Origin of the sequence: Arthrobacter sp. HY1533 (genome assembly GCF_027568515.1) — a bacterium.
GTDB lineage: Bacteria > Actinomycetota > Actinomycetes > Actinomycetales > Micrococcaceae > Specibacter.
In genome coordinates, this window is sequence record NZ_JANKZF010000037.1 from 23,792 (window position 1) to 37,571 (window position 13,780).

10 protein-coding genes are annotated in these 13,780 nt (G+C 66.0%); 6 read left to right on the forward strand and 4 right to left on the reverse strand.

What is annotated here, in order from left to right:
• Positions 1-81 precede the first annotated feature (81 nt).
• From PCK14_RS18050 to PCK14_RS18060, 3 genes are all read left to right on the forward strand, one after another.
• Complete coding sequence (locus PCK14_RS18050; RefSeq protein ID WP_269939907.1) at positions 82-1,386, forward strand: alanine racemase; 1,305 nt, start codon at positions 82-84, stop codon at positions 1,384-1,386.
• A complete protein-coding gene (locus PCK14_RS18055; protein ID WP_269939908.1) occupies positions 1,383-2,690 on the forward strand; it encodes a D-arabinono-1,4-lactone oxidase in 1,308 nt (435 codons plus the stop codon). The genes PCK14_RS18050 and PCK14_RS18055 overlap by 4 nt, the downstream gene beginning before the upstream one ends.
• Positions 2,691-2,767: 77 nt before the next feature.
• Complete coding sequence (locus PCK14_RS18060; protein WP_269939909.1) at positions 2,768-3,376, forward strand: FAD-binding protein; 609 nt, start codon at positions 2,768-2,770, stop codon at positions 3,374-3,376.
• A gap of 64 nt (positions 3,377-3,440) precedes the next feature.
• Here PCK14_RS18060 and PCK14_RS18065 read toward each other — a convergent pair whose 3' ends face one another.
• Positions 3,441-4,070: a copper resistance CopC family protein gene (locus tag PCK14_RS18065; protein ID WP_269939910.1), complete on the reverse strand. Its 630-nt coding sequence runs from the start codon at positions 4,068-4,070 to the stop codon at positions 3,441-3,443.
• A gap of 237 nt (positions 4,071-4,307) precedes the next feature.
• Between PCK14_RS18065 and PCK14_RS18070 the strand changes: the two genes are divergently transcribed.
• On the forward strand, positions 4,308-5,762 hold the full coding sequence (locus PCK14_RS18070; protein WP_269939911.1) for an NCS2 family permease: 1,455 nt from the start codon (positions 4,308-4,310) through the stop codon (positions 5,760-5,762).
• Between the two features lie 161 nt (positions 5,763-5,923).
• The gene (hutG, locus tag PCK14_RS18075; RefSeq protein WP_269939916.1) at positions 5,924-6,886 is read left to right on the forward strand and encodes a formimidoylglutamase; all 963 of its coding nucleotides are present in this window, start codon (positions 5,924-5,926) and stop codon (positions 6,884-6,886) included.
• Positions 6,887-6,946: 60 nt separating this feature from the next.
• On the opposite strand, the gene PCK14_RS18080 is transcribed toward hutG, so the two are convergent.
• The 3 genes from PCK14_RS18080 to hutH form a co-directional block, all read right to left on the reverse strand.
• Complete coding sequence (locus PCK14_RS18080) at positions 6,947-8,968, reverse strand: ABC transporter ATP-binding protein (RefSeq protein WP_269939912.1); 2,022 nt, start codon at positions 8,966-8,968, stop codon at positions 6,947-6,949.
• Positions 8,968-10,698: an ABC transporter ATP-binding protein gene (locus PCK14_RS18085; protein ID WP_269939913.1), complete on the reverse strand. Its 1,731-nt coding sequence runs from the start codon at positions 10,696-10,698 to the stop codon at positions 8,968-8,970. The genes PCK14_RS18080 and PCK14_RS18085 overlap by 1 nt, the downstream gene beginning before the upstream one ends.
• 173 nt (positions 10,699-10,871) lie before the next feature.
• Positions 10,872-12,443 (reverse strand): histidine ammonia-lyase, encoded by a 1,572-nt coding sequence (hutH, locus tag PCK14_RS18090; RefSeq protein WP_269939914.1) that lies wholly within the window; start codon positions 12,441-12,443, stop codon positions 10,872-10,874.
• Between the two features lie 302 nt (positions 12,444-12,745).
• On the opposite strand from hutH, the gene PCK14_RS18095 reads away from it, so the two are divergent.
• Complete coding sequence (locus PCK14_RS18095; protein ID WP_269939915.1) at positions 12,746-13,714, forward strand: type IV toxin-antitoxin system AbiEi family antitoxin domain-containing protein; 969 nt, start codon at positions 12,746-12,748, stop codon at positions 13,712-13,714.
• Positions 13,715-13,780 lie beyond the last annotated feature (66 nt).

Sequence of the window (13,780 nt, forward strand, 5' to 3'; positions counted from 1 at the left end):
GTAATCTGCTTTTCACACAGCGGCGCCGGGATGTGGCAAAGTGTACGCAGATTAAGTTACTGGACAGTAGCGTGAAAGTGGATGGCAACGATGCAACTGCTTAAGCAAAACCTCGAGGACGGCCGTGCGGGCAGGCCCGCGCCCGCCGCAATGTGGCCGGCAGCCAATGCCGCGTGCACCGGTCTGCAATTCCCCCTCGCCGCCCTGGACCTGGCCGCCCTGTCCCACAATGCCGGCTCCTTGTTGCGCCGGGCTGCGGGCAAGCCCATCCGCGTGGCCAGCAAGTCCATCCGCAGCAAGGAGGTCCTCAAGGCCGTCCTTGCACAGCCCGGCTTTGCCGGCATCCTGGGGTTCACGCTGCCGGAGGCCCTCTGGCTGGCCCACGACCCCTCCGATGCCTTCACCGACATTGTGGTGGCGTATCCGACGGCGGACGCGGACGCGGTGCGGGCCCTGGCCGCGAGTGCCTCGGCCTGCGCCAGGGTCACCTTGATGGTGGACTCCACTGAACAGCTTCAGTGGCTGGCGGCAACCCTGCGGGGGCACAGCCCGGCCGCCCCCATCCGGTTGTGCCTGGACCTGGATGCGTCCTGGCGGCCGTCGCTGGGCGGACGGACCCTGGGGCACATTGGCGTGTACCGCTCGCCGCTTCGCACCGGTGCCGACGCGATCGCCGTTGCCCTGGCCATGGACGCCCACCGCAACGGCCCCGAGCCGCTGTTCAAGCTGGTGGGGATCATGGCCTACGAGGCACAGGTGGCCGGCCTGCAGGACACCCCGCACACAGCCAACAAGGTGGCCGACCTGGCCAAGTCCGCCGTCCTGACACAGATCCAGCGCTCGTCCATGGCGGAAATCAACCACCGCCGCGGCAACGTGGTGGCGGCAGTGCGGAACGTCGCCGAACTGGAGTTCGTCAACGGCGGCGGCACCGGCAGCCTGGAACTGACCACTGCCGACCCCTCAGTCACAGAGCTGGCCGCAGGATCGGGCCTCTTTGGCCCCACCCTCTTTGACGGCTACTCGCGCTTCACCCCTGCCCACGCCGTCGGATTTGCCGCCCCCGTGGTCAGGCGGCCGGGACCGGAGCTGGTCACGGTCCTGGGCGGCGGCTGGATCGCTTCGGGCCCGTCCGGCCCGGACAGGTCCCCCGTGCCCGTGCACCCTGCGGGGCTGTCCCTCATTGGCACTGAGGGCCCCGGCGAGGTGCAGACCCCGCTGCGCGGTGCGGCCGCGGCCCAGCTGCGCATTGGCGACAAGGTGTGGTTCCGGCACGCCAAGTCCGGTGAAATTTGTGAACATGTCGATGCCCTGGAAGTGCTCGACGGCGGGCACCTCCAAGGCAGCATCCCCACCTACCGGGGCGAAGGGAAGGCATTCGTATGAGTGAGTGGCGCAATTGGGCCGGCGACCAGCGGTGCAGGCCCGCGGCCGTGTCCCGCCCCAGCACAGTGGCGGAGGTTTCGGCACTTGCCGCGGCCGCCGCGGCGTCGGGCGGCACACTGAAGGCCGTGGGTGCCGGGCACAGCTTCACCGACATAGCCCTGACCAACGGCACCCAGCTCAAGCTGGACGGCATCAGCGGGCTGCTCAGCGTTGACCGGGAGGCCAAGCTGGCCACGCTGGCCGGCGGCACGCGCCTGCACGAGGTTCCGGCGCTTCTGGCACCCTACGGGCTGGCCATGGAAAACCTGGGCGACATTGACCGGCAGTCCATCTCCGGGGCCATCTCCACCGGCACCCACGGAACGGGCCTGAAGTTTGGCGGCATCGCCACCCAGGTGCGGGCATTGACGCTCGTCACGGGCACCGGCGAGGTGCTGCACTGTTCCGCCGTTGAGAACGCCGACGTCTTTGCCGTTGCCAGGGTGGGCCTGGGCGCCCTGGGCATCATCACATCCGTGACTTTGCAGTGCGTTGATGCGTTCATGCTGCACGCCGTGGAACAGCCCGAGCCCCTGGTCTCCGTGCTGGAGTCGCTGCCCGGGCGCTGGGGCGCCGGAGACCACTTTGAGTTCTACTGGTTCCCGCACACGCAGACGGCCCTGACCAAGGCGAACACGCGCCTTGCCCCGGGGAGCCTGCCGCCGGGTGTTGGGCCGCTGTCCACGGCACGGCATGTGGTGGACGACGTGCTGGTCTCCAACAAGTTGTTCTCCACCCTGTGCACTGTCTCCGGAAAGGTTCCCGCGGCCATTCCTGCCATCAACAGGACCGCCGTGAAGCTGACCGGGAACAGGGAATTTGGCGACGCCTCCCACAAGGTGTTTGCCACAGAGCGCACCACGCGCTTCCGGGAAATGGAATATGCCGTGCCGCTGGAGGAGGTCCCCGCCGTGCTTGGCGGGCTGGAAGCCATGATCGAGCGGCGGGGGCTGCAAATTTCCTTCCCCGTGGAGGTGCGCTGCGCCGCTGCGGACAACATTGCCCTGTCCACGGCCAGCGGCCGCGAAAGCGGCTACATTGCTGTCCACCAGCACATCAAAAGCAACCCTTTTGAGTACTTCCGGGCGGCCGAGGAAATCTTCCGTGCCCATGGCGGGCGGCCGCACTGGGGCAAGTGGCACTTTCTCCAATCGAAGGACTTTGAAGGGCTCTACCCAGACCTCGAAAAGTTCTGTAAGGTTCGAGATGTTCTCGATCCCAAACGGGTTTTCAGCAACGCATACCTGGACCGGGTTCTCCCTTGATTTCCCCCTCACGGACCCACCATGCTCCCGGCAGGTCCGCCATGAAAGTTCTCCCACCGTTCGAGGAGGCATTTGCCATGACTGCTGCACCCCTGGCCGCCACGCGCCCAGCCGCGGAAGCAACCACCACGATTGTGATTGGTTCCGGCTTTTCCGCCCTGGCAGTTGCCGCCGAGCTCAACCGGCAGGGCATCAAGGCAATTGTTGTGGACAGCTTCTGCCCCCTGGGGCAGGCCACCGTGCCGCAGCCGGTCACGGGCAGCATCAGCCTGGCTGACCTGAGCGAACGCAGCGAAATCCTGCGCCTGCTGGAAAACTACGCCCGCCGCCACAGCTTGGACATCCGCCCGTCCACACAGGCACTGGAGCTGACGCGCCAGCCCCACGAGGCGCAGGCCCACCGGCAGTGGCGCGTGCGCACGGCAACCGGGACCCTGAGCGCCCACAGCGTGGTCTTCACCCGCGGCGCCCTGAGCCAGCTGCGCCGCGTGTTGCACAGCGTGGGAGTCACCACGGCGGCCGATGTTCGCGACGGCATGCACTCACTGGGCCTGTACCTCGTGGGGGTGGGCGACCTCGCCATCCCCAGCACCCAGGAGATCCTGCACCAGGCCAAGCGCGCCGGCCAGTCCATCAAGTCACGTGTGGCCATCCCCGAAGCCGGCCACGCCCTGGCCTTCGCCTAACCCCAAACGCGAGAAGGCCCGGCCATGTGATGGCCGGGCCTTCTTTCTTTGCTTGGCGCGGAAGCTAGTCCTCGCTGGTGAGGCGGCGGCGGGCCACCACCACCATGGCAACGACAACGCCCACCAGCACCACAACCAGTCCGATGACGCTCCACGGCACGGCGCTGTCGTCGGCGGCAGCTTCCGGCGCGGCCTCCGGAATTGCCGAAACCGAGGCTGCCGGGCCGGCGCCGACAACAGGTCCCGCGGTTGCCGCGGAGCTGGCGCCGCCGCCGGCCGCCGTGGCGGTGAAGCTGAATTCACCCTCGATGGGGTGGGAATCCGAGGACACAAGGCGCCACTTGACGGTGTACTTGCCCGCCGGAGCCCCGGGCTTGAGCGCCTGCGCGGCCACCTCGTCCAGGACCTCCACAGTTCCGGAAGCCCAGTTGGTGCCTGCCGCGTCCAGGACCTGCACCTGGGAACCAATCACGGCAGGGGTGTTGCTCATGGTGATCTCGATCTTTTCCGGCACGGCCGCAACTGTCGACCCGTCCGCGGGCGAGGTGCCGGTCACGGAGTCGTGGGCCAGGGCTGCGCCCGAGGCGCCCAGCAGCAGCAGGAAAACGGCCGCGGTTGCGGCCAGCAGGCGCCGAAACAGGGACTGCGGTGTCATGTTGGTCTCACTGAACCGGCGGCGTGCAAGGCTCTTCACAGCGTGGAATCCTTCGTTTGTTTTAGGGCAGTTCATCCCACGGTAGCCCAGAACCTTGGGAGTTTGCCCAAGTCCGGCGGGGCCCGGGGGCGGGCCGGGCACCCGGGCGCGTGCCGCCGTCCTGCGTTCAGGAACGGGGAAACTGCAGCAGGACGCAAGCCACTGCGGCGTTGCTCTACCGGCTAGTATTTCCTCGGTTAACTATTTTCTTTTTTCACTTCGCCGGGAAGGCTCCTTATGGCTACCAAAACGGACGTCCGTCTGTCAGCGGTCGACAAATACTTCAAGATCACCGAACGCGGCTCGAACTACTCGCGGGAAATCCGGGGCGGCTTCGCCACGTTCTTCGCGATGAGCTACATCGTGGTGTTGAACCCGCTGATCCTGGGCGGCGCGGACTCCTCCGGCGAGGTTTTGGGTCTGGAGCGCGTCGCGGCCGTCACGGCGTTCGTGGCCGGTGTCCTGACCATCATCATGGGCGCCTGGGCCAAGCACCCCTTTGCCATGGCGACCGGCCTGGGCGTCAACGCGTTCGTGGCCGTCACGGTGGCCACCAACCCAGGCCTGACCTGGCCTGATGTCATGGGCCTGGTGGTGCTCTCCGGCATCACCATGTTCATCCTGGTTCTCACCGGCTTCCGGACCGCCGTGTTCAAGGCAGTCCCGGAAGGCCTGAAAACGGCCATCGTGGTGGGCATCGGCATGTTCATTGCGCTGATCGGCCTGGTCAACGCCGGTTTTGTGCGCCGCATCCCCGACGTTGCCGGAACCACCGTTCCGGTTGGACTGGGCTTTGACGGCAAGCTCATGGGCTGGCCCACGCTGGTGTTCGTGGTGGGCCTGGTCCTGACCATCGGCCTGGTGGTCCGCAAGGTCAAGGGCGCCATCCTGATCGGCATCGTGGTCTCCACCATCCTGGCCAACATCCTGGAAATGACGCTGCACATTGGCCCGTCCTTCGACGGCAAGACCGCCAACCCGCAGGGCTGGTCGCTGGTTTCCCCGCAGTTGTCGGAGTGGTCCATGCCCGACCTGTCCCTCATCGGCCAGGTCAACATCTTCGGCGCGTTCAGCAAGCTGGGCGCCCTGGCGGCCATCCTGCTGGCCTTCGTGATCCTGCTGAGCATCTTCTTCGACGCCATGGGCACCATGGTGGGCCTGGCCGCCGAGGCCGGCACCATGCGCAAGGACGGCTCCATCCCCGATGTAGACAAGGTCCTGCTGGTTGACGCGTTTGGCGCGATTGCCGGCGGTGGCGCCTCCACCTCCTCGAACCAGATCTACGTGGAATCCGGCGCCGGCATTGGCGAAGGTGCCCGCACGGGCCTGGCCTCGATCGTCACAGGCCTGCTCCTGCTGCTGGCCATGTTCGTCACCCCGCTGATCAAGCTGGTCCCCTTTGAGGCTGTGGCCCCGGCCCTGGTGGTTGTTGGTTTCATGATGGTCTCCCAGGTGGGCAAGATCGACTGGTCCGATTGGGGCATCGGCATCCCGGCATTCCTGACGTTCACCCTCATGCCGTTCACCTACTCGATCGCCAATGGCCTGGGCGCCGGCTTCATCGCGTTCGTGCTGATCCGCCTGTTCCAGGGCCGCGCCAAGGAAATCCACCCGCTCATGTGGGTTGTCGCGGCGGCCTTCCTGCTGTTCTTCGGCATCGGCACCGTGGAAGCGCTCTTCGGCATCGGTTAGCCCTTCACATTCTGTGGCGCAGTAGTTGCAAGAATTTCCCTTCTTTTTGGGGAATTTTCTGCAACTACTGCGCCACAGATGTTTGTGGGGTGTCTGACATGACAGACGTAGAGGCGGCCCGCGGGCTGGAGTTCCACGCCTCCATGCTGTTGGCTGGAAGCATGGACTTTTCCCAGCTCAGCGTTGACGCCCCCGCCCCTGCCTGGACCGGAAGAAACGACGGCGACGGCCCCGCCCACCGCCGCTGGTGGCAGGCAGTGTCCACGGCAGCCGAACCGGCGCCCGCACAGCTGGATGCCTCCCTTCCCGGCCCGGCCGCCATGCTCGGCTTCCGCTCCGATGCTGGCGTGGCCCGCAACTTTGGCCGCACCGGGGCAGCCACCGGCCCCGCAGCCATCCGCGCGGCCCTGGGCTCCCTGGCATTCCACGGCACCCGCAACGTCACCGACGCCGGGGACGTCGTGGTGGCAGGCGATGCACTCGAGGACGGCCAGGCCCGCGCAGGAGCTGCGCTGACCGCCATGCTCGATGCCGGAAACCTCACCTTTGTGCTGGGCGGCGGCCACGAGACAGCCTTTGCCAGCTACCTGGGCGTGGCCGGCACGGCGGCAGTGGCCAACGGTGCCCGGCTGGGCGTGCTGAACCTTGACGCGCACTTCGATCTGCGCGACGCACCGGCACCGAGTTCGGGGACCCCGTTCCTCCAGATGGCCCGCATGGAGGCGGCCGCTGGACGGGAACTGAACTACGCCGTGGTGGGCATCAGCGAGCCCAACAACACCCGGACGCTGTTCGACACGGCGCACGAGCTGGATGTGAAGTACCTGCTGGACGAAGACTGCTCGGCCGAGCGCACGGAGGGATTCGTGTCCGCGTTCCTGGAGACCGTGGACATTGTGTACCTGACGATCGACCTGGACGTGCTCCCAGCAGCCGTGGCGCCCGGTGTAAGCGCCCCCGCCGCCTACGGCGTGCCGCTGCCGGTCATCGCTGCAGTCTGCCGGCAGGTGGCCGCCAGCGGGAAGCTGTTCCACTTTGACGTGGCCGAGCTGAACCCGGAGTACGACATCGACAGCCGCACGGCCAAGGTGGCCGCGCGGCTGATCGACACGCTCCTGCGGTAGGACGGCGGTGGAGCCGGATCTCGACAAGCTCGATCACCGGGGACAAGCTCCTCCAGCCGGCTAGTGGGCCTCTGCCGCCACCTCGCCTTCAAGCTCGTGGCCGCCCTGGAACTGCGTCATGTACAGGTTGTAGTACGCACCCTGCCGCTTGAGCAGTTCCTCATGGTTGCCGTGCTCCACGATGTCGCCGTCTTCCATGACCAGGATGGTGTGCGCATCGCGGATCGTGGACAGGCGGTGCGCGATGACGAACGAGGTCCGGTCGGTGCGCAGTGCCGCCATGGCGTGCTGCACCAGCAGTTCCGTGCGGGTGTCTACGGATGAGGTTGCCTCGTCCAGGATCAGCAGGGACGGCTGGGCAATGAAGGCACGGGCAATCGTGAGCAGCTGGCGTTCGCCGGCGGAGACGGAGCCGCCGTCGGCGTCGATGACGGTGTCGTAGCCGTCCGGGAGCTGGCGCACGAACCTGTCCACCATGGTGGCCTCGGCAGCCGCCACGATTTCCTCGTCCGTGGCGTCCAGGCGCCCGTAGCGGATGTTCTCGCGGATGGTGCCCTCAAACAGCCACGCGTCCTGGAGGACCATGCCCACCTGGGAACGCACCTGCTCGCGGGACAGCTCGCGGATGTCCACGCCGTCGAGCAGGATCCGCCCGCCGGTGATCTCGTAGAAGCGCATGATCAGGTTGACCAGTGTGGTCTTGCCTGCTCCCGTGGGACCCACAATGGCCACGGTCTGGCCAGGTTGCACGGTGAAAGAGACATCCTTGATGAGGGGGGTTTCCTCCGAGTAACTGAAGGAGACGTTCTCGAACTGGACGTGCCCGTCGGTCCGTTCGGGCAGCAGCTCCGAGTCCTCCTCGGCCTCCTGCTCGTCGGCGTCGAGGATCTCAAAGGTGCGCTCCGCGGAGGCAACGCCCGACTGGATCATGTTGGCGATGCCAGCAATCTCGCCAATAGGCTGGGAGAACTCGCGCGAGTACTGGATGAACGCCGTGGCATCACCGAGCGTCATCTGCCCTGTTGCCACGCGCAGGCCGCCAACCACGGCGACAAGCACGTAGGAGAGGTAGGAGACGAACTGCATGGCCGGCATGATCATGCCGGAGACAAACTGTGCCCCGAACGACGCCGTGTAGAGGTGCTCGTTGCGGTCGTCGAACTCGGCCAGCATTTCCTCGTCACGGCCATAGGCACGCACGAGTTCAAGGCCGGAGAAGGTTTCCTCGATGTGCCCGTTGAGGGAGCCGGTGTGCTTCCACTGGGCGGCGAAGAGCTTCTGCGAGCGCGTGCCGATGACACCGGCAATCACGCCGGACAGGGGCAGTGCGATCAGGGCGATGAGGGCCAGCTGCCAGGACACGATGAACATCATGACGCCGATGCCGATGACAGTCAGTGCGGATTGCACGAGTTGCGAGAGCGCCTGTTGCAGCGCTGACTGGATGTTGTCGACGTCGTTGGTCACGCGGGACATCAAGTCGCCGCGCTGGCGGGTGTCAAAGTAGCCCAGCGGGATCCGGTTGAGCTTGCGCTGAATGTCTTCGCGCAGCTTGAACACCACGCGCATGACCAGTGCGTTGAGCAGGTACCCCTGCAGCCACATGATGGTCGAGGCCACCGTGTACAGGGCCAGCACGAAGAGGATCAGCCGGCTCAGTTCCACGAAGTCAATGCCGGCACCGGGGACAATGTTGGCCTTGGCCAGCATGTCCGCGAACTGGTTGTTTCCGGAGGCCCGCTGCGCCTCGATGAGCGCTTCGATGGGGACATCCGCGGGAAGCTGGGAGCCGATGACGCCGTTGAAGATGACGTCCATGGCCTGCCCGAGGATCTTCGGGGCGATGACCGTGAGCACCACTGAAACAACAACCAGTGCAATGACCACGGAGAACATGACGCGCTCGGGGCGCAGCAGTCCCACGAGGCGCTTTACTGATGGCCAGAAGTGTTCAGCCTTCTTGGCCGGGGTGCCACCGAACATGTCGCCGTCGGCCTCGGTGGGCCGGTATTCGGGAACCAGTTCCTCGTCGGCGTCCACGGCCACGTCCAGGGGAGCTTCGTTCTTGCCTTTGCGCGCCATCAGGCTGCTCCTTCAATGCTCATCTGCGATTCAACAATTTCGCGGTACGTTTCGTTGCCCTCCAGCAGTTCGTCGTGCGTTCCGGAGCCAACCACTTCGCCGCCGTCGAGCACGATGATGTGGTCTGCCTCGCGGATCGTGGAGATGCGCTGGGCCACGATGATCACAGTGGCACCCGAGGTGGCCTCATGCAGGGACTCGCGCAACCGCTGGTCGGTGGTGACGTCCAGGGCCGAGAAGGAATCGTCAAACAGGAAGATCTTGGGCCGTGCCGCCAGTGCGCGGGCGATGCACAGCCTCTGCCGCTGTCCGCCGGAGACGTTGGTGCCGCCCTGGGCAATGGGGGCCTGGAGCTGCTTGGGCTTCTCCTGCACAAAGTCCTTGGCCTGTGCCACGCGCAGCGCCTCCCACAGATCGTCGTCGTCCGCGTCGGGACGGCCAAACTTCAGGTTGGAGGAAACAGTGCCGGAGAACAGGTACGGCTTCTGCGGCACAAGACCCACGAGCCCCGCCATCTGCTTCCGGTTGAGCTCATTGACGTCCACGCCGCCAATGCTCACGGATCCGCCCTGCGGATCGAACAGCCGCGGGATCAGGTTCAGCAGTGTTGACTTGCCGGCACCGGTGGAGCCCACGATTGCCGTGGTCTTGCCGGCCTGGGCAGTGAAGCTGACATTGTTCAGCACGGGCCGCTCGGCGCCCGGGTACCCGAAGGACACCGAGGAAAATTCGACGTCGTGTCCGGCCGGCAGCTCCCGGCCCGCCGGAACGGCAAGGCTGGGCTCGGCCGACAGGACGTCGTCGAGGCGCTCGGCGGAAATGGCTGCGCGCGGAATCATCATGACCATGAAGACGCCCATCATGACGGCGACAAGGATTTGCAGCAGGTACTGCAGGAATGCGGTGAGGGAGCCAATCTGCATCTGGCCGGCGTCCACCCGGTGCCCGCCGAACCACAGCACGGCGGCCGTGGCCAGGTGCAGGATCATCATGATGGCGGGGAACATGAGCACGAACAAGTTGCCGACGCGCACGGAGACGCGGGTCAGGTTCGTGTTGGCGTCGCGGTAGCGCTCGGACTCAAACTTTTCGCGCACAAACGCGCGGATGACCCTGATGCCCACGATCTGCTCGCGCAGCACGCCGTTGACGGAGTCGATCCGGTCCTGCATTTCACGGAACAGGGGCAGCAGGCGCACCACAAGGAAGCCGACCACGATGAACAGCAGGGGCACGGACACCCACAGCAGCCAGGAAAGGCCAATGTCCTCGCGCAGGGCCATGACGATGCCGCCGATGCACATGATGGGCGTGGACACCATGAAGTTCAGTGTCATGAGCACCAGCATCTGCACCTGCTGGACGTCGTTGGTGTTGCGGGTGATCAGGGTGGCCGTGCCGAAGCGGCTCACATCCAGCGCGCCAAGGGCGTTGACGCGGTAGTAGACCTCGCGGCGCAGGTCGCGGCCAATGGCCATGGCCGTGCGGGCACCAAAGTAGATGCCGCCGATGGCCGCGGCGACCTGGACAAAGCAGACAATGATCATGGTCATGCCTGTTGACCAGATGAAGTCGGTGTCGCCCTTGGAAATGCCCTGGTCAATGATCTGGGCGTTCAGGCTGGGAAGGTAGAGGGCGGCGATGGTTGAGATCAGTTGCAGCACGAGCACGGCTGTGACCCAAACCCAGTACGGTTTTGCGTGGCGAATGGCCAGGCGGAAGAGTTTCACGGGGTTTCCATTCGAATATACGTTTGAATTTCGACGTACCAAACATTAAACACCCGGCCTATGACATCCACAAGTGATTTCTTGCCGCCCGGATTCACCGCCCAAAAAGACCGCGAACTCGCACTTTTCGCCCCCAGCCAGTGGGCGAAAACTGCGAGTCCGCGGCGGCGCTGCTAGTTCAGCGGGCCGGTGGCCTTCTCGGCGGCCGCGCGGATGGCGCCGGAGCCCACCAGGCGGTCGGCTTCTTCCAGCTCGGGTGACAGGAAGCGGTCGGTGCCCGGGCCCTGCACGGTCTCGCGAAGCACCTCGATGACTGCCGCGCCGGCGGGGCCGGGGACCAGTTCGCCGCTGGACATGTCGGTGCGCATGTCAATGGCGCGGGCGGCCGTGACCAGCTCAATGGCGAGCACGCGGCGCAGGTTCTCCACTGACTTGCGCAGCTTGCGGGCCGCGTGCCAGCCCATGGACACGTGGTCCTCCTGCATGGCGGAGCTGGGGATGGAGTCCACGGATGCGGGCACGGCCAGTCGCTTGGAGTCGGAGACCAGACCGGCCTGCGTGTACTGGGCGATCATGAGGCCGGAATCCACGCCGGGGTCCCCGGCCAGGAAGGCGGGCAGGCCGTGGGAGCGGGCGGGGTCCAGCATGCGGTCGGTGCGGCGCTCGGCGATCGAGGCGACGTCGGCGGAAACAATGGCAAGGAAGTCCAGCACGTAGGCCACCGGGGCGCCGTGGAAGTTGCCATTGGAGGAGACGCGTCCGTCCGGCAGCACCACCGGATTGTCAATGGCGGCGGCGAGTTCGCGGCTGGCCACCATGAGGGCGTGGTCCACGGTGTCGCGGGCGGCGCCGGCAACCTGCGGGGCGCAGCGCAGCGAGTAGGCGTCCTGGACGCGGGTGTCACCCACGCGGTGCGAGGCCACGATGGGCGAGTTGGCCAGCACGCGCAGCATGTTGTCGGCACTGGCGGCCTGGCCGGGGTGCGGGCGCAGTTCCATGTGCAGCTCGGGCAGGAACACCTGGTCTGTGCCGAGCAGGCCCTCGACGCTCATCGCGGCGGTGATGTCCGCCGTCGTGAGCAGCATGCGCAGGTCGGCGATGGCCATCAGGAGCATGCCGAGCATGCCGTCGGTGCCGTTGACCAGCGCCAGCCCTTCCTTCTCGGCCAGCTCCACCGGGGTGATGCCTGCCTCGGCGAGCAGTTCGGGCACGGGACGGACCACGCCGTCGGGCCCGGCAGCCTCGCCCTCGCCCATGAGGACCAGGGCGCAGTGGGACAGCGGCGCGAGGTCGCCCGAGCAGCCCAGCGAGCCGAATTCGCGGACCACGGGGGTGATACCGGCATTGAGCACGTCCACCATGGTCTGCACCACCACGGGGCGCACGCCGGTGCGGCCGCTGGCGAGGGTCTTGGCGCGCAGGAACATCAGTGCACGCACCACCTCGCGCTCCACGGCCGGGCCCATGCCGGCTGAGTGGCTGCGAATGAGCGACTTCTGCAGCTGCGTGCGCATGTCCGTGGGGATGTGCCGGTTGGCCAGCGCGCCGAAGCCCGTGGAAATTCCGTAGGCCGGGGTCTCGGAGTGTGCCAGCGTGTCAATGTGCGCGCGCACGCGTTCGACGCCGGCCAGCGCCTCCTCGCTGATGGTCACCTTTGCGTTGTGACGGGCCACGGCGATGACGTCCTCGGGCGTGACGCCGGAGGAGGAGAGAAGGACTTCTTGGGACAGGACGGTGGCGGTCATGGCGTTCCTTGGGTAGCTGTTCAGGTTTCCTGTTCTCAACTATCCCGCTTAACCGCGCGGAAATCTGCCCCCTTGGGCACCCTGCATCCGGGATTCCAGACAGTGCGGAGTGGCCTGGTCAAGCGGCCCGGGGGTGGTTGTTGCCATTCGCGCCCGGTGCACCGGGGGCAAATGGCAAGCACCACCCCCGCAGCACGTCCGCCCGCCCCGTGGTTGCTCCACAGGCCCACCCAAGCGTGGAGTTGTGCACCTTCTGCCGCCTCCTCCTTTCGACCCAAAAGCTTCGGACTGAATCTTGACTCATGACTACCTTCAAGGTGCCGCCGTTCATCACTCCGGAAAGCAAGTTCGCCGACGAATACTCAGCCCGGAGGCTGGCACGGGCGGCTTCGTCCGGGCAATTGGTTCGCGTTCGCCGCGGCTTGTACCTGCCCGCCGGGGACTGGAACTCGCTCAAACCATGGGAGAAGTACCGCGTGCGGATCCAAGCCGTCCAGGCAGCGTCCGTCCACCCGCCCGTTTTCGCGAGGGAATCCGCGGCCCAGATCATGGGCCTGCCGGTCATCGGCGTACCGCAGGATGTGCAAACCGTTGTCCCGCGTGGGGGCAGCGGGGGCCAAAGCAATCGAGGGGTGCGCCGCGTCAACGCCATCGACGGCGACCCCGCCCCTTGGGAAATGTTCGGCCTGCTCACAACTCCGCCACCGCAAACAGCTCGGGACTTGGCGGTCCGGCTCCCCCTGGCCATGTCCCTGCCTGCAATGGACCGGGTCCTGCAACAGAAGCCGCTGGAGGGATCCCCGAGCTACGTCAAAACCATCTTCACCGAGAGCGACATACTGGCAGCAACCGAACTGCTGCCCAACGAAACCCAGCGGCGTCGAGTCACGCGGGCGCTCAGCGTCGCCAACCCGCTGTCCGGGTCACCCGGCGAGTCGTTCAGCCGCGCCCTCATGATTGAGCAGGGCTTCCCGATGCCCACCCTGCAGGTGCGGTTCTCGGACAGCCGCGGCTTCATCGGCATGCCCGACTTTGACTGGGAAGAGTACAAAACGCTCGGTGAGTTCGACGGCTATGAAAAGTACTCCGCCCAGAGATTCCTGAAAGGCCGCGCCCCGTCCCAGGTGGTTGTGGACGAGAAGAACCGTGAAAATCGCCTGAGGGCCAAGGGCTACAACGTGGTTCGCTGGGTCTGGGACGATCTCCGCCAACCCGGCAGGCTGTTCCGGCTGCTCCGTGAAGCAGGGCTGCCACAAACTGTGCGGGGGTAGTTGTTGGCCATTTGGCCCCGGGGGGCGGGGGGCAATGGGAAACAATAACCCCCCGGCCCCCAAATA

Coding starts and splice junctions, on each gene's coding strand:
- PCK14_RS18050 (WP_269939907.1), top strand. CDS start 82: ATGGCAACGATGCAACTGCTTAAGCAAAACCTCGAGGACGGCCGTGCG.
- PCK14_RS18055 (WP_269939908.1), top strand. CDS start 1,383: ATGAGTGAGTGGCGCAATTGGGCCGGCGACCAGCGGTGCAGGCCCGCG.
- PCK14_RS18060 (WP_269939909.1), top strand. CDS start 2,768: ATGACTGCTGCACCCCTGGCCGCCACGCGCCCAGCCGCGGAAGCAACC.
- PCK14_RS18070 (WP_269939911.1), top strand. CDS start 4,308: ATGGCTACCAAAACGGACGTCCGTCTGTCAGCGGTCGACAAATACTTC.
- hutG (WP_269939916.1), top strand. CDS start 5,924: ATGGACTTTTCCCAGCTCAGCGTTGACGCCCCCGCCCCTGCCTGGACC.
- PCK14_RS18080 (WP_269939912.1), bottom strand. CDS start 8,968: ATGGCGCGCAAAGGCAAGAACGAAGCTCCCCTGGACGTGGCCGTGGAC.
- hutH (WP_269939914.1), bottom strand. CDS start 12,443: ATGACCGCCACCGTCCTGTCCCAAGAAGTCCTTCTCTCCTCCTCCGGC.
- PCK14_RS18095 (WP_269939915.1), top strand. CDS start 12,746: ATGACTACCTTCAAGGTGCCGCCGTTCATCACTCCGGAAAGCAAGTTC.